The sequence below is a fragment of the Shewanella indica genome (genome assembly GCF_033842865.1).
GTDB lineage: Bacteria > Pseudomonadota > Gammaproteobacteria > Enterobacterales > Shewanellaceae > Shewanella > Shewanella indica.
Genome location: NZ_JAWXXR010000001.1, coordinates 3,442,794 through 3,466,549, shown reverse-complemented (window position 1 = coordinate 3,466,549; position 23,756 = coordinate 3,442,794). Strand labels below are relative to the sequence as shown.

The window sequence follows — 23,756 nt, the reverse complement described above, 5'->3', positions numbered from 1 at the left end:
TTACTCCTTTAACGCACGCTTGAGTTCAGCCTCATACTGGCTTTGTCGCTCGGTGAAAAAACCAACATGGCTACCGAGCAGTTTTCCATCCCGGTCAAATAGAAAACTTGAGGGCATCCCCTGCAAGTCCAGCCTGCGTGCCAGCCGCCCTTCTGGGTCATAAAGCACATCAAAGTCGGCATCCAGTTGCTGGAGAAACTCTCTACCTAATTGGGAGTCAGTGTCCAGATTCACCGCGATTATGGCGAGATCCGTCTCTCGGTATTTGTGATACATCTGCTGCATCCAGGGGAACGATTTGCGACATGGCGCACACCACGAGGCCCAAAAGTCCAGATAAATCACCTTCCCCTTATAGTCATTGAGGCTGACTTGAGTACCATCATCACGGCTTAACGCCAGTGCCAATGGGGACTGTAACGGTTTAGCATGCCCTTGACCACAAAAGACCAACAAAAGTATCACAAGTAGCAGTGACAGCAATTTTTTGACGCTCATAGGTCGAACCCTCTCGATTCACTGGCAGCCCACAATTTCCAGTTTTTGAAAAAATAGCTATAAAACGGATAGATAAGGATTTTAAGTTTGGCAAATAACAAATCTCAAATGCCTCAAAAGGGATAGTTGGACAATTTGTCCAATCCCTTGTCGTACCATTTTGATCCCGATCATGTAATTAAAAAGTAAACTTATCAAAAATCACACCCCGGCAGAAATCTTGACGCATATCAACTTTAATCATTCTGTTGCGACCTACACTCATAGGCGTGATTTGTGTGAGTTAAAAGCTATTACATTCTTATAAATAAAAGGTTCAACCATGGACACACATGCAGCCCTTTACGAGCAAGGACGGCAACGGCTGGAGAAGTTGCGCCAGCTGCCTGCCCGTCAGGACAAATCTTTACAGGAACGTATGCTGGAACTCGGCCTGACCCGCCGTGATTTCATGAAGTGGAGTGCTTCGGTTACCGCCATGATGGCGCTGCCATTGCCCTTCTCCAATCTGGTGGCCGAAGCCGCTGAACTGGCCGATCGGGTACCTCTGATCTGGTTACACCTGGCGGAGTGCACTGGTTGCTCCGAATCCTTGGTGCGCGCCGATACCCCGAATCTGGATTCGTTGATCTTCGATCATATCTCACTGGAATACCACGAGACCCTGATGGCTGCCGCCGGCTGGCAAGCAGAAGAGAATCTGGAACACGCCTTGGAAGCCTACAAAGGCAACTACCTGCTGGCGGTTGAAGGGGCCGTGCCAACGGCCAACAACGGCGCCTTCTTAACGGTCGGTTGTAAAGGCCACACCGGGCTCGAAATTGTCAAGCATGCCGCCGAAGGCGCTGCTGCGATAATTTCCGTGGGTACTTGCGCCGCCTTCGGTGGGGTTCAGGCCGCCGCGCCCAACCCAACCGGTGCCAAGGGTGTCCATGAAGTGGTCAACAAAACGGTCATTAACCTGGGTGGCTGCCCACCGAGTGAAAAGAATATTGTCGGCACCCTGATGTACTTCATCATGTTCGGCAAGCTCCCTGCCCTGGACATGTTCAATCGGCCCAAGTGGGCCTATGGTGCCAGGGTGCACGACAATTGCGAACGCCGCGGCCGTTTCGACGCCGGTGAATTTGTCGAGGAATTCGGTGATACCGGCGCCAAAGAAGGTTACTGTCTCTACAAGGTAGGCTGTAAGGGTCCTTACACCTACAACAACTGCCCGACCGAGCGTTTCAATCACCATACCAGTTGGCCTGTGCTGGCCGGTCATGGCTGCATGGGCTGCTCTGAGCCCAATTTCTGGGATGATATGGCTGACTTTGAAAAACCTCTTGGCAGACAACTGCTGCATGGCCTGGATGCCACCGCCGATACCATAGGCGCTGTCATTCTCGGTGCCACTGTGGTGGGTATCGGCGCCCATGCGGTTGCCAGTCTGTTTGCCGGTTCGAAGGAGGATTAATCAATGAACCAACGTGTAGTCATAGATCCCATTACCCGTATCGAAGGCCATCTGCGTGTTGAGGTGGAAGTCGATGAAAACAACGTGGTACAAAAAGCCTGGTCCTCCTCCACCCTGTGGCGCGGGATTGAGGTGATCCTCAAGGGCCGTACGCCTATGGATGTGGGCCTTATCGTGCAACGGATCTGCGGGGTGTGTACCTATTCCCACTATCGCTGCGGCACCGAAGCGGTGGAAAATGCCCTCGGGATGAAAATTCCGCTCAACGCCCGCTATCTTCGCTCCTTGATGCATACTTCGCTGATCATGCACGACCATATAGTGCATTTCTATCATCTGCATGGTTTGGACTGGGTCGATGTGGTTTCAGCCCTCAGTGCCGATCCCGCCAAGGCGGCCCAGGTGGCACTCAAATACACTGACAAGCCGATTGCTGCCGGTGAAGGCGAGCTCAAAGCCGTTCAGGAGAGAATCAAGGGCTTTGTTGAAACCGGTAAGCTTGGACCTTTCGCCAATGCCTATTGGGGTAACGGCACCTATAAATTCACCCCAGAGCAGAACCTGATCGCCCTGTCGCACTACCTTAAGGCATTGGAAGTACAACGAGTCGCGGCAGAGATGATGGCGATTTTCGGCGGCAAGCAGCCTCACCCTCAGTCTCTGGTGGTTGGCGGTGTCACCTCAGTGCGTGACATGTTGAGCCCGGCAAGATTGCAGGAATGGAAACAAAAACATGCCATTGTGGCCGACTTTATTGAACGTGGTTACAAGGCCGATATCGTAATGGCGGCCGAAGCCTTCGGCGGCGAAGCCTCGGTACTGGGCGGCGTTAACATCAAGAGCTTTATGGCCACCAACGACTTTGTCACTGCTGATGGTGAATATCTGTTTGAGCAAGGGGTTATCCTCAAGGGCGACCTGGCCGGTGTCAGCGATATCAACCCGGATCTGATTGCCGAAGACGTCACCCACGCCTGGTATAAGGCCGATAAGCCGCAACATCCTTACGATGGCACCACAATTCCGGATTACACCGGCTTTGTTGAGCGCGATACGGTTTACGGCAAACTGCCAACCCTGGATGGCGACAACAAATACAGTTGGGTGAAATCGCCTCGCTACCAGGGTGAACCTGTGGAAGTGGGCCCACTTGCCTGTATGCTGGTGAACTATGCCAGAGGCAATCAAGTGGTGGTCGATGCCGTCAATGGTTTGCTGCAACGTACCGGCTTGCCGATTGAGGCCCTGTTCACCACCCTTGGCCGCACCGCAGCGCGCATGTTGCAAACCTCGATTGTGGCCAAAGAGGGATTGCGCACCTTCGATGCCCTGCTGACCAATATCCAGAGTGACGACAGCACTTATATCAAGCCTGAACTTGACAGTAACAAGGAATATGTCGGCCACGCCATGCTCGAAGCACCTCGCGGTATGCTCAGTCACTGGATCCGCATCAAAGGGGGACTGGTGGAAAACTATCAGGCCGTGGTGCCCACCACCTGGAACGCAGGCCCCGTGGACGCCAACGGACAGATGGGACCTTATGAGGCATCACTGATAGGCTTAAAGCTCGAAGACCCCACCAAGCCACTGGAAGTGATCCGCATTATTCACTCTTTCGATCCCTGTATGGCCTGCGCCGTACACGTGATGGATTACAAGGGGCAGTCTTTGGGCGAATTCCGTATCGATCCCAATGCCCGCTAAGGAGGAAGCGTCATGGCTACATCGAGTGTTTCCTATAAACAGGAGATAGTATTCAGCGCCGCGATCCGGATATTTCACTGGCTCAGAGCGCTGGCCATTTTGGTACTGGTAGTGACAGGCTTTTATATCGCCTGGCCATTTCTGGTGGCGCCCGAGTCCAGTGATGTGTTGGTGCAAGGCTGGATCCGCTTTGCCCACCTGATCTTCGGCTTTATCCTCTGTGCCATTACCCTGGCCCGAGCTTATCTGTTCTTCTTCAGTAAGAGCGATATTGAGCGGCGCTCGTTTCGGGATGTGATGAGCGTGAAGAGTTGGATAGTTCAGCTCAAGTCCTATCTGTGGATGGGTAAGCTGAACAAGGCCGGTGTCTATGGCCCACTGCAGTTTATGACCTATCTGGCAGTGTCTGTAATGGCTGCGGTGATCTGTATTACCGGCCTGGTACTCTATGCCAACGTCTACCATCAAGGTATGGGTGGCTGGCTGTGGGATATCTCCGGCTGGATCACGGCGCAGATGGGTGGTCTGGCCATGGTCAGGATCTGGCACCACTATCTGACCTGGGCCTTTGTCATCTTCGTGGTTATCCACGTTTATATGGCGGTCTGGACAGGTATCCGCTTCAAACATAACTCAGTGGACTCTATTGTCTCGGGTTATGACTATCACCCGGACAAGCACTAGAGGTCAGATGAAGATATTGCTGCTGGGTATTGGCAATGTCCTGTACGCCGATGAAGGTATCGGCGTACATTTTGTCAATTACCTCAATGAAAACTATCAATTTACTCACCCAAGCGATCAGCTCGATCTCCTCGACGGCGGCACCCTGGCACAGGGGCTTACCCCTATCATCGCCAAGTACGACGCTTTGCTCTTGGTCGATACCGTCAATGCCGCAGGCGCCAAACCCGGCGAAGTCTATTTCTTCGACTTCGATAAGGCTCCCCCTGAAATCGACTGGCAAGGCAGCGCCCATGAAGTGGAAATGCTGCAAACCCTGATTATGATGGAGATGCTTGGCGACAGGCCCCACACCATGGTGCTTGGGATCACCCCAACCGTGATTGAACCCATGACCCTTGGGCTCACACCGCAAATTGCCGCCGCCGTGCCCTTGATGGAAACCACGCTTATCAACTATTTGCAGCACCTTGGCTGGCAATGCCAAAAAACCGGTAACACTGACATAGAAGCCCTTATTCCCCACTCCTATCGCCCAAAGCTGTCTGTAACTGCAACGGTCGATGAAGAAGACAAACTGCCGGAAACATCCCATGAAACTCGTTAGATTCGAATTTGACTGCGCCTCGCAGCAGCCTTGGTATGGGCATTTATGTAACCAATATCTTAATTACGATAAGCTGAATATCACTATCGCCCTGTTGCCGCTGAAATCAGCGGCCAAGCAAAGCGCTGCTGCCGCCCTTGAGCACAATCATCAAGCGCCCAGGATCAGCTGGCGATATATTCTCGAAGCAGAGGGGAGCCAGAGTGAGCTTGAGCAGCTCGCCGATGAGATTGCAGGTGATTTTCTCTTGAGCACCAGCTTACTGGACTCACGTATTTTACTGGCAGAGGAAAGGCTCGGCGCCGCCACACCATTGGCTTTAGCCGACGTACTTCCCAATGCAGCCACTCGGCCGAGCCTGGCGTTTTGTCAGCACTGCCAGCCACGTTTGGGCGATAACCAACACCCTGATTTTGCCAATATCCGTTTGCCCTGCCCCCACTGTCATGGTGAAGAGGCGGTATTGGCCGAGCCGGAGCTCTGCGCCCTGCAACCAAGCGATATCCGTGCCATGGCCGAGCAACTGCTTGAGGGCAAATCGCTCACGCTTACCGACAGCGGCAATCGGCGCCTAAAACTGAGTCTCAAACAAGATGATATGCCTCAGGACATATCCAACGGCCAAACACTTATCTGCTGTAATCCCAATAGCCTCAACGCCCACTTCCTGCTGAGCGATGCCGAAGTGCTGGCGCTTTCTTCGATGGAAAAACCTGCGCTGCGGTTAAGGCCCTGCTCGCAGCATCCCAGGCTCACACAGCCCCTGTACTCAGTGGCGTTTGCCGATAGCAGACTGCTGCTGATCATCTGCGAGTATTTGCGTATCAAGGGCTGCGACTATCTGTTTGCGGTTGAGTTATCCCAGCCATCCCGTGTAGAGCTATGCTGGATAGCCGGTCACTATCTGCCGCTCTATGCTCACCAGGCGCAGCTGAGTAAGGTAAGCTCAGGCCATGCCTTGCCGGAAACCCTGCACGATGAGGCAAGGTTCGGCAATTCAGTGGCGACCGTCCAAAACCTGGGCAACAAAAAAGAGCCGCAAATTGTATTGAGAGCGGCCACGGAGAATGACGCTAATATCTGGCAAGTGGCCACAGAGCACGGCGCCGAATGCGCCTTCAACGCGCTTAAGGCCGAATTCTGCGGTATAAAAAAAGCTGCACTGCTCTATTTCAGCGGCTCGAATCCCTCACAAATACGCTATCTGGATAAGGACGGCAAACAAGAGTGCTTCTTTGAACTGACTCAACTGCCCGCCAGCGGCTATGAAATAGTACACGCACTGGAGCAAAGTCCGCAGCGCACTGTGGTGCAAAAATTCAAAAACCAATTCCCCGAGTGTTATAACCGCCTGCTGGATATTGGCAGTCGCGAGCTATCTGTCTTCCCCGGGTTGGATGCACTGTGGGCCGTTATCGCCATCATCAGTGGGCTCGGACAACAGGGCCAGTCGGCCACAGAGCTTAAAGATGCCTTTATTGCCGCCGCCATGAGTTACAAGGGCGCCAACGCACCGCGAATCGATTACCCCTTGGCCAAAGGCGAAGCGGTGCGCGGCCTTAACTGGTGCAAAACGCTGGGCACTGTCATGAGTTTCCGCCTCGCCGGCGACACAGATGCCGCCAAGCTCTGCTTCGCCGCCCAGGATTCACTGGCCGACTATCTGGCCAACTGGGTCGAGCATCTGGATCTCAGCGTTGGCATAGATTGTGTGTTTCTGGCCGGCAGCGCCATGGCCAACCCGGTTCTGAGCAAGAGAATCGCCATCCGCATCGGCAAAAACTTCCCGCTGGCGGCCAGTCAGCTGCTCGATCTCGACGGCGCCCTGCTCGCCGCCGGCGCACTTTGGCTCAGGCAAAGGAGGCGCTGATGACAGCGCTTGTTGCCCAAAGCTTTAATATCAAAGGCATAGTCCAGGGGGTGGGTTTTCGCCCCTGGATTTTCCAGTTGGCAAAACGCTTTCAGCTCACGGGCCATGTGCTCAACGATGGGCAGGGCGTCAGCATATTGGTGCAAGGTCCGGAGATGGCGCTGGCAGGCTTTCGAGCCGCGCTCGATACCGAGCGCCCGCCGCTGTGCCGCATTGATGAACTCACCGTCAGCCATGCCCAAGTGCAGGACTTACAGGATTTCACCATAGCGCACAGCAGTGCGGGGCAAGCGGCGGCCATAGTCACTGTGGGCAGCGACAAGAGCAGCTGCGATGCCTGCCTGGCCGAGATACGCGATCCCGATAATCGCCACTTCGGTTACCCCTTCACCAACTGCACCCACTGTGGCCCCAGATACACCATTATCCGCAACCTGCCCTACGACAGACACAATACCGCCATGGCGGGCTTTGCGCTCTGTGATGCCTGTCGCCAAGCCTATGAAGATCCTATGGACAGGCGCTATCACGCCCAGCCGGTCAGTTGCCCAAAATGTGGCCCCGAGCTGACACTGCGTGGCGCAGGCGGCGAAATCCTCGCCAAGAGAGAGCAAGCGCTGGCGCAAACCATTGCCCTTATAAAACAGGGCAAAATCCTCGCCATCAAGGGCCTAGGGGGCTTTCATCTGATCTGTGATGCCGGTAATCATGACGCAGTCACTGAACTTAGGCGCCGCAAGTGCCGCCCGGCCAAACCGCTGGCACTGATGATGCCCTCAATCGAGTTCGCCAAACAGTATGCCGAAGGCTCGAGCGCCGAATGGCAACTGCTCAGTAGTCAAGAGCGGCCAATAGTGCTTATGGGCAAGAAGCAACACCAGGCTGACGCTCCGGCACTCAGCAGCGCCATAGCCCCGGATATCGACCGGCTGGGTTTGTTCCTGCCCTATACGCCGCTGCACACCCTACTGCTCGATGGTCTGCAGCGGCCGCTGGTGGCCACCAGTGCCAACCGCTCCGGTGAGCCGATTATCACAGACGGCGACGAGGTGCTGCAGCAACTCGGCAAGCCGCCTCTGGCTGTGGTCGATGCAGTATTGGATCATAACCGCCCCATCATCAACGGTTGTGACGACTCTGTGGTGCAGATGCTGGATGATGAACTGCAAATACTGCGTCTCGCCCGCGGTTATGCACCGCTGAGCCTTCCAAGCAAAAGCTTGGCGAGCATGAACAAAGCAAGCAAGAGCTTGGCGAGTAAGGACTCTGGAGACAACTGCTCCAACAAGCTGCCGTCACTGCTGGCCGTGGGCCCACAACAGAAAAACACCCTGGCGCTCAATATCGGTAATCAGCTCTATCTCAGCCCCCATATCGGCGATCTTTTCAGTGTTGAGGCTGAAGGCTATTTCGAGCGCACTTTGCAGAATTTCCATCACCTGTACCGCTTTGAACCCGAGGCCATCATCCGCGATAAACACCCCGACTACGCCTCCAGCCGCTGGGCCGAGCGGCAAAGTGCTCGGCAGCTTGAGGTGCAACATCACTTCGCCCATCTGCTGGCGGTGATGGCTGCCAATGATTACAGCGGCAAGGTGCTGGGCTTCAGCTTTGATGGCACAGGGCTTGGAGATGACAACCAGCTCTGGGGCGGCGAACTGCTGCTGGCAGATTGTCAGGGCTTTCAGCGCCTGGCAACCCTGAGCCCGATGACACTGCTCGGTGGCGAGCAGGCCATTCGCGAGCCTTGGCGCCTACTCTATAGCCTGCTGTTGCAAAACCATGGCATTGAAGAATTACAGCAATTGGCGGTCTTTGCCGCCGAGCCTGCAGCCAAGCTGGCCAACCTTGGCAAGCTCGCCAGCGGTGGCATAGGTCCCAAGAGCCACTCCATCGGCCGTTTATTCGATGCCGCCGCCGCTATGCTGGCGAACTTGAGACTCAGCCAATATGAAGGCCAAGCCGGGATTATCCTGGAAACCCTTGCCCGCAGAGCCATTGCCGCCGGGAAACAGCAAGGCGCCGAGAAGCTTGGCTTAGAGCTGAAGCTTGAACATGAGCTCGAACCGACAAACACTCGCGCCGAGCTGGTGCTTGGGCAGTGGCAAAGCGCGCCGTTATTTTCGGCGCTGCTGCAAGCCTGGCGCACCGAGCCGGACAGTGAACTGCTGGCGCTGGCCTTTATTCAGGCCATAGGCAAAGGGATTATCGCCGCGGCGCTCAAGGCCCGTGATTGGCTCAAGGCCGAAGGAATAGAAGATCTACCGCTGGTACTGAGCGGCGGCGTGTTTCAAAGCAGGCTTCTCAGTGAATACTGCCACCGGGAACTCGCCCGGCTTGAATTTCACCGCTTGAAACCCGGCCTGGTGCCGGTCAATGATGGCGGTATCGCCCTCGGGCAGCTCTGGTATGGATTACATCAACCCGGGCTCACACAGAGCCAGGCCGAACGTTGAAATTACTGATTGATATCAAGGCATCTGCCGCCAAAGCGGCGCATGCTCAGATTAAGGAACCAAAGGGAGTTCATTATGTGTAAAGATTGCGGATGTTCACTGCCCAGGGGCAACGGCGGGCATCATTCTCACGAGCATGGTCATTCTCACAGTCACGATCACAATCACGGTCACAGTCACGATCACTCTCATGGCCATTCCCATGAGCACTCTCACAGCCATTCTCATAGCCATTCTCACAGCCAAGGCACAGTACACACCAACCCACAGCTGAACGACAGCAAGACACTGTCGGTGATCCACAAGATCCTCGACAAAAACGACATCGAAGCTCAGCACAACCGGGAACACTTCGAATCCCACGGGGTGATGGCCTTCAATATCATGAGTAGCCCCGGCAGCGGCAAAACCAGCCTGCTGGAGCATCTCGGTGCCTATACAGACAAAAAGTACTGCGTCATTGAAGGCGATCTGGAAACCTCGCGGGATGCCGACCGCCTTAAGGCCAAGGGCATAGAAGCGATTCAGATCCAAACCGGCAGCGCCTGCCACCTGGATGCCTTTATGGTGCACGGTGCCCTGCACCAGCAAGCGCTCGACAACATGGACATCTGCTTTGTCGAGAACGTCGGCAACCTGGTGTGTCCGGCCAGTTATGATGTTGGCACCCACATGAATATTGTGCTGGTTTCCATCCCCGAGGGCGACGACAAGATAGAAAAATATCCTGTGATGTTCCACCGCGCCGATCTGGTGCTGCTGACCAAGTGCGATCTGCTGCCCTACTTTGACTTTGATGTCTCCGAGGCCCGTGCCCAGGTGAGTAAGCTCAACCCCAAGGCCGAGGTATTGGAAGTCTCTACCAAAGATCCCGCCAGTTTGACCCGGGTCGCCCAGTGGCTGGATAAGCAGCTCGCCGCCTTTGCCGAGCGCACCAAGGAGGCCCGCTGATGTGTTTGTCTATCCCATCCCAGGTAGTGGAGCTACACCCCGAAAGTCAGAGCGTTACCGTGGAGACCCTGGGGGTTAAACGCACAGTGAGCTGCCATCTATTGGATGAACCGCTTGCCATTGGTGACTATGTGCTTATCCATATCGGCTTTGTGATGAACAAGATAGATGCCGAATCTGCCGCCGAGAGCCTGGCGCTGTACCGTGAGATAGCGGCCAAACTGGAGGCGGAAGATGGCAGAGCTTGAGCTCAGGCAACTGTACGACGGCTTTCGCTGCCCGGCCACTATCCGTAATCTGGCCGAGGAAATCGCCGCACTGGCTCCCAAGCTGACCGAGCCGCTCAATATCATGGAGGTCTGCGGCGGCCACACCCACACCATAATGAAATATGGTCTACTGCAGCTGCTGCCAGAAAATATCCATTTCATTCATGGCCCGGGTTGCCCGGTATGTGTCATGCCCAAAGAGCGGATAGATCAGGCCGCCGCCCTCGCCCGTCTCGATGATGTGATACTGGTGACCCTGGGCGATATGATCCGGGTTCCCGGCTCCAAGGGTTCGCTCGCCTCTGTGCGCGCCGAAGGTCATGATATCCGCGCCGTCTATGCTCCGCTCGATGCGCTGAAAATCGCCGCCGATAACCCGGACAAGACCATAGTCTATTTCGCCATCGGCTTTGAAACCTCCACGCCGATGACGGCGGTACTGCTGGAGCAAGCAGAAGCCAAGGGCCTTAGTAACCTCTTGTTTCATATCAACCATGTGCTGGTACCACCGGCAATAGATGCGGTAATGAGCCACCCCGAGACCAAGGTCAACGCCTTTATCGGCCCGGCCCACGTCAGCGTTATCAGCGGCGCCCGCATCTATCGCCCGGCGGTGGAACGTTATCACACCCCTGTGGTGGTCTCGGGCTTCGAGCCGGTTGATGTCATGCAATCCATTCTCGCGCTGGTCAAACAGAAAGTCAGCGGCCGCTGTGAACTGGAAAACCAGTATCAACGCGCCGTCAGCGAACAGGGCAATCTATTGGCGCAGCAAAAGGTAACGCAATTTTTTAAGGTACGCCCCAGTTTTCGTTGGCGCGGCCTTGGCCCCATTGCCGACTCGGCACTGATGCTGAAACCCGAATACAGTCACAGGGATGCCGAACAACGCTTTGCCGAGCGCTTGCCGGTGAAACAGATAGACGATCACAAGGCCTGCCAATGCGGCGATATTCTGCGTGGCATGGCCAATCCCAAGGATTGCAAAGTATTTGGCCGCGGCTGCACCCCGCAAACACCGCTCGGCAGTTGCATGGTCAGCTCTGAAGGCGCCTGCAATGCCTACTACAGATATGCCGGAGTAAACTGATGTCCGATAAACGAGTACAACTGAGCCATGGCGGCGGTGGCCGGGAAATGGCTGAGCTTATCAACAAGCTGTTTTTCGATGCCTTCGACAACCCCATTCTCAGACGCGAAGAAGACGCCGCCTGTTTGCATCTTGGCGGCGATTGCGCCTTTACCACAGACTCATTTACCGTAGCGCCGCTATTCTTCAAAGGTGGCGACATCGGCAAGCTGGCCATTGCCGGCACAGTCAACGACTTAGCTATGATGGGCGCCGAGCCGCAATATTTAAGCTGTGGTTTTATCATAGAGGAAGGCTTTGAAATCAGCCGTCTGAAACAGATAGTCGCCAGCATGGCCGATGCCCTGTCTCAATGCGGAGCCCGCATCGTCTGCGGCGATACCAAGGTAGTGCCCAAAGGCTGCGCCGACGGCATTTTCATCAACACCTCAGGGGTGGGCCGTATTCTCAAGCCGGGCATTTCGGCTCATGCACTAAGAAGCGGCGATGCCATCTTGCTTTCGCGGGACATAGGCCGTCACGGCGCCGCCATCCTGAGTGCCCGAGAAGGGCTGGAGCTGGAGTCTGAACTCAGCTCAGACTGCGCCGTGCTCTGGAATGTGGTGGAACAACTGATCGCCGCCAATCTGGAGATCCACGCCATGCGTGACGCCACCCGCGGCGGCTTGTCGGCTGTGCTCAACGAGTGGGCCAAGGCCTCTAACAAGGGCATTACCCTCAGAGAAACCGCCATTCCCGTCTGTGATGAGGTACGCGGCGTCTGTGAACTCTACGGTTTTGAGCCCTGGGATCTCGCCAACGAAGGCAGCTTTGTCATCGCCCTGCCCCGCGAACTCGCCGAAGGCGCGGTCGAAATCATGCGCCGCTTCGGTCATTGCGATCAGGCCTGCATAATAGGCGAAGTAGGCGAACAACATCCGGGTAAAGTGGTACTGGAATCGGCCTGGGGCAGTCGCCGTTATTTGGATCTGCCACAGGGCGAGCTATTGCCGAGGATCTGTTGATGCACGAGTACTCTATCGTCAGTGCCCTGATAGAGCAGTGCCAGCAACTCGCCGCCGAGCACGGCGCCAAGGGCATTGCCCGGGTCGCCATCAAGATAGGCGCCATGAGCGGCGTCGAGCCTGAGTTGGTTCGCACCGCCTTCAACACCTTTCGTGAGCACAGTGTCTGTCACGATGCCGTGCTCGATATCGACATAGCGCCGCTGACGCTATCCTGCAACCAGTGCCGGCAGCAAAGCACACCAGAGGAGCGCACCGTCATCTGTCCCCACTGCCACAGCCAGGATACCCGGGTCATAGACGGTGAAGATATGCTATTGATGCAACTCGAGTTAATTACAGATTAAACCTGCCCAAGCAAAGCGGCGCCGCTATCTGTGTTGAACTGCACTTGTAAAACTTAAGGCCAAGGGCTATCGCTTCAATAATGCCTTTGGCCCTTTCCTCTATCCTTTCTTACTACTGCTATTTCGCCAATAAAACCTGTGCCGGCTTACTGCTAAACTATCCAGGCAGATAACACCTCTTGTTTTGTTAAGATGACTTGGTTACTTTAAAGGCGATTCAACCAGTTATAACATGCGGCTACCACAAGGACGGCTGGCATGCCAGTTCCCAAAAAAATCAACACAAAAATAATTTAAAAGGAGAACACCATGACTGAAAACAAGCAGTCTAAAATGGATATAAATTTACATGAGATCAAGTGCCCAGAATGCGGCGAAATAATGCCAAAGATTCGTATCCCCCAAAATATAAATCAACTGATGTGGGGTGGTTGGACTTGTCCTAAATGCAATTGCAAAATGGATAAGTTTGGTAAAAAGATCATCTAATTAAAAGGACTATAATCGAAATACTTATGGTTTCATCAAGTCTACACATGAGCTAATACAGCTAAGGAAGGTACGAGTAAGTCCTCGGGCCCTAAAGAAACTGCAGGCACACGTTAAGCTGATCTGTAGAAATAAGTAACCAGCCCTGCAAATACCCTCGGACAGTTGGGCTTAAAAGTGGTGGCAAGTATCTGTTTGAAGTCCTAAGCCGCGTGTTAACACCCTCTTGCGACTAATACAACTTACGCTACCTTCTACGCCTCACTATAAGACACTTGCCACCATTTGACTGACTATTGCTTCGTCATACTGGCTTGTTTCAAGCCGATACGCTTGCCCAACCAAACACCCAAGCCCAGTGGCGCAAAGAACACTACCAGTAAGAACAGCACAATATAGAGGATCAGGCTTTTAATCACGCCAGTGAGCTCTTCAAACACCTGAGTCACAGTACGTTGCACCAGCGCGTCGGCTTCTTTGGTCACGGCCTGGCGCTCTCTATCCACCATCTGTTCCAGCGCAATGCGCTCACGTTCCACCATTTTTTCCAATGCCAGACGTTCAACCGACAGTTGCGCCAGATTGCGCTCGGCACTGGCATCCAATTGTGCCAACAGCGGCGTCAGCTCGCGGCGCAGATCCACTGCCAGCTCAGACATTAACTGCGGGCTTTCATTCATCAGCTGCTGAAATTTAGCCGAGGTTTCGCTGATATCTTTTAGGGTTTGCTGGACCTCTTTTGAGTTGATGTTAGAGTGAAGGGCAAACAGTTCTGCCTTCCAGCCAAGCAGTTTTGGCGTTTGGCTCGCCAGCATGGCCATACGGTCGGACATATCGCTCATCACCTCAGGCACACTGCCGAAAGTAGTCACAGCATCAAACTCGCCAATCTTACGGAAGCTCAACCAGTCGTTAAACGCGGAGACCCGCGGAAAGCTAACATCAAACAGCGGGTGGGCCATGGCATATTCGCGGATAAACTGCTGATTGGCATCAAAATCGGCTTTACTCATCAGCCCTTGCATGCGGCGCTCATAATCAGCCAACAACTGCTGACTGGTGTTGGCTGCCAGTTGCGTTTGCTCGCCAAACAATGCCTTGCCATTACCGGACTCAAAAAACTGCGCCATCTGAGCAGTAAAAGCCCAAGTGTCTATCATGGCGGCTAGCGGCGACACCTGAAAAATGGTTTGTCCCAGTGTTTGTTCGGCATTAATTTTCCACATCAGGGCATTGGATTTGATCTGCAGATCATCAGAGCGCTGCAGTATCAGATCGGCGCTTTGTTCTACTCCGGCAAAAAAGCTGCTGGCATATTCCCGGGTAAACACCCGCATGCTCAACTGTTCTTGCGGCAGCGGCTCAATACCGCTTTCCAATTTAACCTCAAGCAATGAACAACCCGAAGCCAGTAACGACAGACAAAGAACCAAACTCCAAGAGCATAAACTACGCATGGCACTCCACCAATACAGACAATAATAAGAAAAGAGGATCTTATCATTTTGCCGACTGTTGCCACCGAAGATAACCCAAAACGTGAGTAGACTCACAGCCCGCAAACAATTAAAAAACAATATGGTTGAGGATATTTTAAGCGGGTATTAACGGTCCACTCGATGACCAAGGTTACCCTTGGCGGATACAGAAAACTAATGCAATAACGCAAACAACAGCAACATTCCAATGGCAATAGACAAGTTGGTCTTCCAAAAGGCATTTTGGGTTACCGTTTGCCGAATCAATACCCCGCTTCCCCTCAACCAACCGGCCCAACATCCGGCGATCAATGCTTGTAGCATCAAAATAGACCCCACTAACATATAGGTCAGATCCAACCACCCCTTGGATGGAAAAATGGAAGGCAACAGGAGTAATCCAACAATGCCCGCCAAGGCCGCCCAAATGCAACCCACCAGCAATGCCAACAGAGAAGACAACAAAAATCCCTTTAATTCTTGCATCACACTCTCCTTGTTCTCGATGAAACGGCTTCCCTTTAACCTATATTATTTTTTATCTATCCCTATGGAGAGCGTAAGAATCACACGTGAATCAAGCCACCCATCATAAAATAATAACTTAATTTTATTTCTGTTTGCGTTCAAGTACCGTCAAGTAATTTGAGCATACTGAAGTAAAAGGTATCCTTGAGAGGCTGAAGTTTGATGAAATCGAACCTATTTCAAGTAAAAGTGAGAGATTTGAGCCGTAATACTCCCCCCGGTTCAGAGGGTTGCAATCACTGTGATTGACATAAATAGCCTTGGGATAAGGCTGGTTTAACATACTGACAACTGGTTGCAAAATGCCGTGGTCGCCTCTATAAGTGTTCGTAGTAGCAAGTGAGTTATTGCAACGTCCCTATCGGCCCGGGAAATAGTTTTCCAAATTCAGCGGCAAGCCTGAGCCAGTTATCATGATGGATATTCACCACACCTGCAGCTTGGCTGCTCATTTAACTAAATAGCGATACGTTTATCATCAAAAATACACCGGCAGGCATCATACATGCATTCAAGACAACCCCTCAACAAAACTGCAACACCATTGAGCTGCTTAGGCGGTTAATCGCGTTCATTCTAATAAAGAGCTATACTCTGAGAATACAAGCCGCTCATTTAAAAATCAATGTTTTCATATAGCCCAATCATCAAAAAAATAAAATTCAACCAACAAAGATTCAATTTGATAGTGATTCAATAAAACACTCAAACTCTTCAACCACCTCGTCTTTATTATATTTAGAAGGTAACTCCTTAATATATTTATCAGGATGATTTAGTGCATCTTTGATTCTAAGACCTAGATCTTCACCTTCTTTAACCAATCCCGCAAAGTCTTCTCCTAATACCTCAAGAGGACCTACAGCTTCTGTCGCTACAATAGGAATTTTAAGTGCCATAGCCTCAAGCAAAACATACCCCATAGATTCAAACTCTGAACACAACACAAGACACTTAGCTTTCTGCATGATATTCCACGGATTTTTAAGCTCACCTAAAAAATGTACGCGATGACTAATATCACATTGATCTAGTATTTTGCGCAATTTACAGGTAATAGGACCATCATGTTTAGGCTCAGCCCCGACAAAAATTAAATCCGTTGAATGGTGTAATGCTTTGTTATCAATATAAGTTTTTAACAGTAAATCCTGGCGTTTTTCTGGAGCGATCCGACCAACATGTAAAATAAAATCTTCTGGCAAGCTCATAGTTAATGGTTCATTAGCTTTGGCCTGAATTACAGCTGGCTCAAAAGGATTTGGTATATGTTTTACTGGACATTTAATAAATCCATCAATCTCATCACCAAGCTTTTTAGAAATAAAAATAACCTTCCTACGACCTAGAGAAAACTTTACTTTAACAAGTTCCTTGAACTTACTTATTAAAGATTTATTGCATTTAAACTTATATAAGGGATCACCATGAATAATAGAAACAACCCCTTTTACCGGAGCGTAACGACTTGCGGCATTATTCACAAGAACCATCACCTCCCCCTTAACAATGGAGCGCTTAAAAAGCAAAAGCTTAACCTTGCTAATTTTCTTAACATTGACCCATGATGACCAACATTCCAAATCCGTTTTACTTTGCTCACCTAAATTCCAAACTTCAACTTCATTACCTCTGGCAACCAACTCTTTCACTAATATCAATGTTGCCATTTCAACTCCACCGGGAGATATATGCCTTACCACGAAAATATATTTCATTACACCTAACTGTTCAAACGGGTTCGTTAACAAAACATCAAATTCTCTGCTATAACTCTAGTCTGACTAAGATCTAAGACTAGTAGCTAAAGATAGAATGATTCAAGCCTGCTCAATCTAAGACAGACGCCATCAAAAGTGAATTGATATTTCAAATCAATTCAAAAGCACCTCAAACACTCGTAAAAAAACAAGAAAAACCCCAATGAAAATAAACAAAATCAAAACATTTAAGTCACACAAAACCACCACAAAAACATCTATCCACACACCCGTTAACAAATCAAAATTCAGAAATTCAGGGCAGAAATTCAGAACACCCTAAACACTTTGCGAGCCACGAGGAAGTATATCATTCTGTCTCAATCGCTTATAAATGACGATGAATTATTGGAAGTAGACTCTCTAAGACGAGTAATCAGAGGAAAATTCAGGACACCCTAAACACTTTGCGAGCTACGAGGAAGTATATCATTCAGTCTCAATCGCTTATAAATAACGATGAATTATTAGAAGTAGACTCTCTAAGACGAGTAATCTGCGTGCTTCATACAAAACTGCGGTTGCCAGGCATGCCAACGGCAGGCTTAGGCCTGTTTATGCAAAATCACCAAGGGTTTAAGGTTAATGGGGGTGTATTGCTTGGCTTTGTTGCTTACCCCGGCACCATTTACCACCATATTTGGCCTTCATGGCACACATTGCATCCCATCGGCCACTCATGCCACTGTACTGACGGCGAAATTCCTTGGCAGAAGTTATCCAGGCATCGTCGCTGATACCAAGCTCAAGCAGCAGTTTGGGCCTGGAACAGGCAATATAGCCACGCTTGTCTTCCCGCACCGCCCGGCCTGTCCAATCAATCAACTCCAAATAGTCGGCAAAGTGAAACGGAATGCCGCTTTGTTCGGCAGCAGTGGCTGCACCATCAAATTGAAGCAGTGGCTTAAGTGAAGCGTTGGCAGTTGCAGGCTCAGCAACTTCTTCTATGCGCTCCTGAATGGATGTGTAATCAGAAGTTTGCAGCGAATCTGCAATACCGGCGCGAATGGGATTTAAATCCACGTACATCATGCAGGCCAGCAGCGCCTGTTCATCGAGCAGCGCCTGCGACTTAAAGCGCCCTTCCCAGAATACGCCCTTGCAGCCATCTTCTCGATTGGCCTTGCGGGCGATATCTTCGTTTAAGCAGCGCATAAACCAACTGATACTGCCAAGCCGTTCCTGCCAATCGCTAATCAGCGTATCCAGCAGTATTCGCTCGCCTTCTGAGAGACTATCGCCCTTGAGGAACTTTGCCGCCACAGGGTTACCACTAAAGAGCCCTGTCCAACGCTCGATGACTTCAAATGGTGACAACGATTGTTGCGCAGCAAGGTCGATTTTGAGCACCAAATGGTAGTGATTACTCATAACCGCATAAGCGCAAACGTTGATGCAGAATATTGACGACAACTGCCTGATTTTATCCACTATCCAGCCACGTCTATGCTCGTAACTGCGCCCCGAGAGTTCATCTTCACCACACAAAAATGCCCTTCTCACGCAACGGTTAATCACGTGGTAAAAGGGCGTACTTTCAGCGTCTATCAACTGACGGCGGGCTGTAGTCATAACCAACCTCGACTGAGCTTTGATGGGTATTTCAAAGCCTAGTCAAGGCTGGGCGAAACATCAAAAAGATATGGCTGTCCTGTCTTTCTTCGTACATCATGCAGGCCAGCAGCGCCTGTTCATCGAGCAGCGCCTGCGACTTAAAGCGCCCTTCCCAGAATACGCCCTTGCAGCCATCTTCTCGATTGGCCTTGCGGGCGATATCTTCGTTTAAGCAGCGCATAAACCAACTGATACTGCCAAGCCGTTCCTGCCAATCGCTAATCAGCGTATCCAGCAGTATTCGCTCGCCTTCTGAGAGACTATCGCCCTTGAGGAACTTTGCCGCCACAGGGTTACCACTAAAGAGCCCTGTCCAACGCTCGATGACTTCAAATGGTGACAACGATTGTTGCGCAGCAAGGTCGATTTTGAGCACCAAATGGTAGTGATTACTCATAACCGCATAAGCGCAAACGTTGATGCAGAATATTGACGACAACTGCCTGATTTTATCCACTATCCAGCCACGTCTATGCTCGTAACTGCGCCCCGAGAGTTCATCTTCACCACACAAAAATGCCCTTCTCACGCAACGGTTAATCACGTGGTAAAAGGGCGTACTTTCAGCGTCTATCAACTGACGGCGGGCTGTAGTCATAACCAACCTCGACTGAGCTTTGATGGGTATTTCAAAGCCTAGTCAAGGCTGGGCGAAACATCAAAAAGATATGGCTGTCCTGTCTTTCTTCGTCTTTCTTCACTAAAGATTCAACCAGTATTCCGCATGAATAACTATAAAACAAAGTTAAAATGTATCAACGATGTATCATGAATACTTTATTTATTTTAATTAATTGTTAATTGATTTGGCGATTAGGAGAAACATTCAAGATATATAAAACATAAGCACTTCCCACATTGACATCACTGGCAAAACAACTTACATATGCAACCTCAATGTCTCAATTAAGTTTTATTTGCTAAGGAATGGTAACAATGAGATTATTCAAGGCGTTAGGGTTTTTAGCAGTTGTTTCCTTGCCAGCATCGGCGTTTGCTATTGATGGCTACCATGTAGAATGTAATTCCTGTGTTAGCGAGGAACAGTTCAATCAAGCAGCTAAAGACGAAGCTGTTCAAGGACAAACGATTTATGTCAATGTAATAAACTTTGAGAACTATGAGTTCAGAAAGTATAAAGTAACCAAAACGCATAAAAACGTATGCGACCCTAAAAGTAGGGAACCTGATGGTCGAGGTGGGTTTATTCAAGACTGTAAAATAATAAGGACTCATACAGCTACAAAAGAAGAACTCACTAATGATGAGATTAATGCTCTGATGAGTTTTGCAACTTCATTCAATGACTATAAGTCGGTGGTAAAGCAGTATGCTACTGCAATCCCTGAAACCGTCGTCCCCAGTGGGTATGACCTTATTGGTGCATCATATAATCATGGTAAAGTTATTGACTACTACAAGTCACAGGTAAATTCTAGTACAATCACTGAAAGATATGTTGGACTTGTAGAGGCAGCTACAAAGATCGTCTCTAAAGGCATTAACGTCAGTGCTCCGGCTATAGTTTTTTCTTTCTCTGATGGTTCTAAGGCTTATGCTGAGGTTGATTTTTACGATATGGATGACAACCTCCATTACAAATTTACGAAGGTTATTGATACAAATGGAAATCAAATAGATCTTAAAGCTCAGAATCCATTTCCAAAATTGATGGATGTATCAAACCTGTCACTACAATCATGGCAAACACTCTATGGCGCATTTAGAGCATATGGGTTAGCTGTAGTGGGTGAGACAACAAGAATAGTCCCTCGAGGCACGATAACCATCACAGAATGTAATGGTGGTACAGCTAATATGTGTCGACATCCTCAATAATCGAGTTCGTTAAAGAAGGTGCAAAGGATTACTACCCTCGGACGTAATGGTCATAACCAACCTCGACTAAGCTTTGATGAGTATTTCAAAGCCTAGTCAAGGCTGTGTGAAACATCAAAAAGATATGGCTGTCCTATATTTCAACTAAAGAGCCCGGTCCAACGCTCGATGACTTCAAATGGCGACAATGATTGTTGCGCAGCAAGGTCGATTTTGAGCACCAAATGGTAGTGATTACTCATGACCGCATAAGCGCAAACATCGATGCAGAATATTGACGACAACTGCCTGATTTTATCCACTATCCAGCCACGTCTATGCTCGTAACTGCGCCCCGACAGTGCATCTTCACCACACAAAAATGCCCTTCTCACGCAGCGATTAATCACGTGGTAAAAGGGCGTACTTTCAACATCTATCAACTGGCGGCGGGCTGTGGTCATAACCAACCTCGACTGAGCTTTGATGGGTATTTCAAAGCCTAGTCAAGGCTGAGCGAAACATCAAAAAGGATTGGCTGTCCTGTATTTGCCTTCAAAAAGATATGGCTGTCCTGTATTCTTATGGTTATCCCGAATTCGATTGCGATTTACTTCCCGGCTGATTGTGCTGTGGCTGACTTTCAGACGTTTTCCTATCTCCCGATAACTGAAACCCTCGCGTAAATAGGCCTCAATCTGGTATCGTTGTCCCTCGATCAACTGCTTGTAATTCATGGTAACTACTCATGTTTGTTTGGCGACTACAGAGTATCACCAACAGGCAGTTGATCTCTCCTCACCGTTTAACCATGAGTGGTGCACTTATTATCTGAATTCGGGCCTATTTAGTTGAGGCTGTGTGAAACATCAAAAAGATTTGGCTGTCCTGTTTTTCTTCAGTATTTCGTCGTATTTCTCAAAAGATATAAGATATGGCTTTCCTATCTTTCTTATTTCAAGTGCTGACGAACCCTTTTAGCAAACAAACATTTGAACTTGAGTAGGTTGTCAATATGCCACATTTTTATCTCAGAGAGGTCACTTCCGTCAGAAATTGAACCATCACGATAAACAGCCACTCTAGTAGCTCTCTTACCATCTATTGGTTCCCAAGAAAGTTCACTTCCAAATTCATCTTCAATTTCAGCTTTACTTTCGAGCAAATAGTTCAAGCACGACTCGTTTTGCTCAGCATTGCCAAAGTCGATATAAAGTTCTGTACGAACTTTATTGCCTTGGCAAAAGTTTGCACCATAATTTATACCAGTGGTTCCAGAAGCAAATGCGTACCAGTTCTGAGGTTGACCAGCCTTGGCTGACGTAAATTTATGCTCGCATCGAAGCTCATCAATTAACCCTTGGAAATATTCGCGGTACTTTTCGGATTTGGCACTCGTTTTTTGAACAGACTTGTTCGCAGACTTGCTCTTTTGCCATTCGTTTGGAAATACTACAGGCTTTAGATTAAAAGCAGGTTTTGAGTCATCGATTTGAATAACTTCAACAACAACCGCAAAGAATTGAGTCTGACTGTCTGTTCGGTGATTCAGCCAGTCCAAGGCTTGACGGTGCTCTTCACGAATAGTTTCAGCAACCCAAATGACGAATGAAGCATCAAACCCAGCCGCATATGTAAGTAGCTTACCTAGGTGATCATGGTCAGTTTGAGAAAACTGGTTTTCTATAATGACGTTTTCAGCTGACCCAAGATCCTTAGCTAAGATATCAAGAGAAAAATTCCCGACACTTGCTTCTTCTTGAACTAGCTCAAGCTCCAAACCAACAGCGTTTCCCAGCTCTTCGATGTTTTCCGCTAGCCAAGGAGTAAAATCTTGCGCTTCATGTGCCCAGATATTTCGTAACGGCACTTTCTTCAACTCACCAAACATACTTAACTTCCTATTTTCTCCGAATGGCATATAACGCCCAATTAAGGGGTGAACAACGCCTCCACCCAACCTAACGTATTGTGCCATAAACACTAAATTTGAAGTAGAAGCAAAAATGCCAAGCGTTGTGAATCCCTCTTGAACTGTTAAGCTTCAGGCTCAGGCACCCACATGAATACATTTTGATGAACAAAAGACTTTAGTATACCAAGTGATTTTAATGCATCTGATTTAGCTAGTTCTTCAGCAGATTCAAATCGACCATCGATCATTTTTTTAGCCAATGAGCCATTTTTAAGCCCCGCTTTCGCATGAACATAGGGGTTGCGGATTTTCCGTAATACTTCTAATTGTTCAAAAAGCGTTCCATTGATAATTTCAGCGGCTTTTGCAGATTCGAGGATTATCTTAAATGAGGATTCAGCTATCGTACTCTGCCCTCTCATGATGAACTCACCGGACAATGAGTGCTCAATAAACGCTTGGCACAGTAATACGACTGCCATGTAATTACCATTAACGTAACTATTAGCCAATTCATGAAAAGCTAAGTGAGACTGTAAACCTCCGGTTAACAGCATATCTCCCTGTAGCGCAAACAGTTCATTTAGTTCGACAAATCTAACAATACGATCTGGTCTAGTTTGTTCTTCATCTTCGACAAAATCAGCGATACCCTGTCGTTTTATTTCTTCGTAGTCCACATTGTTCTCATTGAAGCTTAACAGCTGTATAGTGCGCATGCGCGTTTTAGTCATCGGATGAGTGTAAACGCGCATCGCTATCTCTTTGTATTAGTTAAATATAATAGAGTTTAGCCCGAATATCCCTTGCAGCAAAACGCGCATGCGCGGTTTCCAAACCTATTATCTACCAAAATGGTTTTATATCTTTATGAATTTTAAGTTATTTTTTGTGATGTTGCAGAAATAACGCGCAAAATCATCTCCAAACTTCTGGGTACTATCTTAATTCGATGAGCAAGCGTTCTACAAAAGCTGAGTAACCCTCATAGCTACCGCACGGGCGCGAATGTTGTTCGTCCCTGAATTCCGCTGAAAACAGAAAAATGCAACAGCTTCCGACCTTGAGTTTAAGTAAAGGCTAAAGATAAGCACCTGAATTAGTTACACAATACTCAGTACTGTTTGTTAAAACAATTAGTCATAGGTCAAGTTTTCGACAAAAGCCATAAAAGCCTGTCTTGGTTATTTTTTACAAAATAATTGGCTGAGT

At 49.7% G+C, this 23,756-nt stretch carries 20 protein-coding genes and 3 pseudogenes; 13 read left to right on the top strand and 10 right to left on the bottom strand.

The genetic code is table 11. The annotated features are described in order from the left end of the window. Window positions 1-498 carry a TlpA disulfide reductase family protein gene (locus tag SIL79_RS15465; protein WP_319619450.1) on the bottom strand — a complete coding sequence of 166 codons (498 nt, stop codon included), beginning with the start codon at window positions 496-498 and terminating at the stop codon, window positions 1-3. 322 nt (window positions 499-820) lie between these two features. Here SIL79_RS15465 and hyaA point away from each other — a divergent pair, with 322 nt between their 5' ends. From hyaA to SIL79_RS15405, 12 genes are all read left to right on the top strand, one after another. Next, a complete protein-coding gene (gene hyaA / locus SIL79_RS15460) occupies window positions 821-1,957 on the top strand; it encodes a nickel-dependent hydrogenase small subunit (protein WP_039035909.1) in 1,137 nt (378 codons plus the stop codon). 3 nt (window positions 1,958-1,960) lie between these two features. Then, window positions 1,961-3,664 (top strand): nickel-dependent hydrogenase large subunit, encoded by a 1,704-nt coding sequence (hyaB, locus tag SIL79_RS15455; RefSeq protein WP_319619449.1) that lies wholly within the window; start codon window positions 1,961-1,963, stop codon window positions 3,662-3,664. Window positions 3,665-3,676: 12 nt separating this feature from the next. Then, complete coding sequence (gene cybH, locus SIL79_RS15450) at window positions 3,677-4,348, top strand: Ni/Fe-hydrogenase, b-type cytochrome subunit (protein WP_028779964.1); 672 nt, start codon at window positions 3,677-3,679, stop codon at window positions 4,346-4,348. A 7-nt stretch (window positions 4,349-4,355) separates the two neighbouring features. After that, window positions 4,356-4,955: a HyaD/HybD family hydrogenase maturation endopeptidase gene (locus SIL79_RS15445; protein WP_025010289.1), complete on the top strand. Its 600-nt coding sequence runs from the start codon at window positions 4,356-4,358 to the stop codon at window positions 4,953-4,955. Further along, window positions 4,942-6,825 carry a NiFe hydrogenase gene (locus SIL79_RS15440; protein ID WP_319619448.1) on the top strand — a complete coding sequence of 628 codons (1,884 nt, stop codon included), beginning with the start codon at window positions 4,942-4,944 and terminating at the stop codon, window positions 6,823-6,825. Before SIL79_RS15445 ends, SIL79_RS15440 begins: the two co-directional genes overlap by 14 nt. Then, window positions 6,825-9,281: a carbamoyltransferase HypF gene (gene hypF, locus SIL79_RS15435; protein WP_319619447.1), complete on the top strand. Its 2,457-nt coding sequence runs from the start codon at window positions 6,825-6,827 to the stop codon at window positions 9,279-9,281. Before SIL79_RS15440 ends, hypF begins: the two co-directional genes overlap by 1 nt. Before the next feature lie 75 nt (window positions 9,282-9,356). Next, on the top strand, window positions 9,357-10,232 hold the full coding sequence (hypB, locus tag SIL79_RS15430; RefSeq protein WP_162207259.1) for a hydrogenase nickel incorporation protein HypB: 876 nt from the start codon (window positions 9,357-9,359) through the stop codon (window positions 10,230-10,232). Further along, complete coding sequence (locus SIL79_RS15425; RefSeq protein WP_025010286.1) at window positions 10,232-10,480, top strand: HypC/HybG/HupF family hydrogenase formation chaperone; 249 nt, start codon at window positions 10,232-10,234, stop codon at window positions 10,478-10,480. The genes hypB and SIL79_RS15425 overlap by 1 nt, the downstream gene beginning before the upstream one ends. Then, window positions 10,467-11,591 carry a hydrogenase formation protein HypD gene (hypD, locus tag SIL79_RS15420; protein WP_093982776.1) on the top strand — a complete coding sequence of 375 codons (1,125 nt, stop codon included), beginning with the start codon at window positions 10,467-10,469 and terminating at the stop codon, window positions 11,589-11,591. Before SIL79_RS15425 ends, hypD begins: the two co-directional genes overlap by 14 nt. After that, window positions 11,591-12,595, top strand: coding sequence for a hydrogenase expression/formation protein HypE (hypE, locus tag SIL79_RS15415; protein WP_071477384.1), 1,005 nt, complete (start codon window positions 11,591-11,593; stop codon window positions 12,593-12,595). The genes hypD and hypE overlap by 1 nt, the downstream gene beginning before the upstream one ends. Beyond that, window positions 12,595-12,942, top strand: a complete 348-nt coding sequence (gene hypA, locus SIL79_RS15410; protein WP_162207258.1) for a hydrogenase/urease nickel incorporation protein HypA — start codon at window positions 12,595-12,597, stop codon at window positions 12,940-12,942. The genes hypE and hypA overlap by 1 nt, the downstream gene beginning before the upstream one ends. 309 nt (window positions 12,943-13,251) lie before the next feature. Beyond that, window positions 13,252-13,431 (top strand): hypothetical protein, encoded by a 180-nt coding sequence (locus tag SIL79_RS15405; protein ID WP_100143774.1) that lies wholly within the window; start codon window positions 13,252-13,254, stop codon window positions 13,429-13,431. 293 nt (window positions 13,432-13,724) lie between these two features. Here the strand turns inward: SIL79_RS15405 and SIL79_RS15400 are convergent, their stop codons facing one another. The 5 genes and pseudogenes from SIL79_RS15400 to SIL79_RS15380 all read right to left on the bottom strand — a co-directional run. Further along, the gene (locus tag SIL79_RS15400; RefSeq protein WP_039035918.1) at window positions 13,725-14,888 is read right to left on the bottom strand and encodes a hypothetical protein; all 1,164 of its coding nucleotides are present in this window, start codon (window positions 14,886-14,888) and stop codon (window positions 13,725-13,727) included. A 195-nt stretch (window positions 14,889-15,083) separates the two neighbouring features. Then, window positions 15,084-15,395 (bottom strand): hypothetical protein, encoded by a 312-nt coding sequence (locus tag SIL79_RS15395; protein ID WP_039035919.1) that lies wholly within the window; start codon window positions 15,393-15,395, stop codon window positions 15,084-15,086. 719 nt (window positions 15,396-16,114) lie between these two features. After that, complete coding sequence (locus SIL79_RS15390; protein WP_071477380.1) at window positions 16,115-17,107, bottom strand: glycosyltransferase; 993 nt, start codon at window positions 17,105-17,107, stop codon at window positions 16,115-16,117. Between the two features lie 672 nt (window positions 17,108-17,779). Further along, entirely contained in the window at window positions 17,780-18,769 is a 990-nt protein-coding gene (locus tag SIL79_RS15385; RefSeq protein ID WP_144360844.1) for a transposase, read from the bottom strand. A 91-nt stretch (window positions 18,770-18,860) separates the two neighbouring features. Continuing rightward, window positions 18,861-19,409, bottom strand: a pseudogene (locus tag SIL79_RS15380) (alpha-amylase family glycosyl hydrolase); the annotation flags it as partial. Between the two features lie 338 nt (window positions 19,410-19,747). Here SIL79_RS15380 and SIL79_RS15375 point away from each other — a divergent pair. Further along, window positions 19,748-20,650 (top strand): hypothetical protein, encoded by a 903-nt coding sequence (locus tag SIL79_RS15375; protein WP_039033346.1) that lies wholly within the window; start codon window positions 19,748-19,750, stop codon window positions 20,648-20,650. Window positions 20,651-20,808: 158 nt separating this feature from the next. On the opposite strand, the pseudogene SIL79_RS15370 reads toward SIL79_RS15375, so the two are convergent. The 4 genes and pseudogenes from SIL79_RS15370 to SIL79_RS15355 all read right to left on the bottom strand — a co-directional run. Continuing rightward, a pseudogene (locus SIL79_RS15370) lies at window positions 20,809-21,093 on the bottom strand (alpha-amylase family glycosyl hydrolase); the annotation flags it as partial. 120 nt (window positions 21,094-21,213) lie between these two features. Continuing rightward, window positions 21,214-21,366: pseudogene (locus SIL79_RS20705) on the bottom strand (helix-turn-helix domain-containing protein); the annotation flags it as partial. 215 nt (window positions 21,367-21,581) lie between these two features. Next, the gene (locus SIL79_RS15360; protein WP_162207257.1) at window positions 21,582-22,520 is read right to left on the bottom strand and encodes a DUF4268 domain-containing protein; all 939 of its coding nucleotides are present in this window, start codon (window positions 22,518-22,520) and stop codon (window positions 21,582-21,584) included. 146 nt (window positions 22,521-22,666) lie between these two features. Next, window positions 22,667-23,299 carry a hypothetical protein gene (locus SIL79_RS15355; protein WP_202932965.1) on the bottom strand — a complete coding sequence of 211 codons (633 nt, stop codon included), beginning with the start codon at window positions 23,297-23,299 and terminating at the stop codon, window positions 22,667-22,669. Window positions 23,300-23,756: the final 457 nt, after the last annotated feature.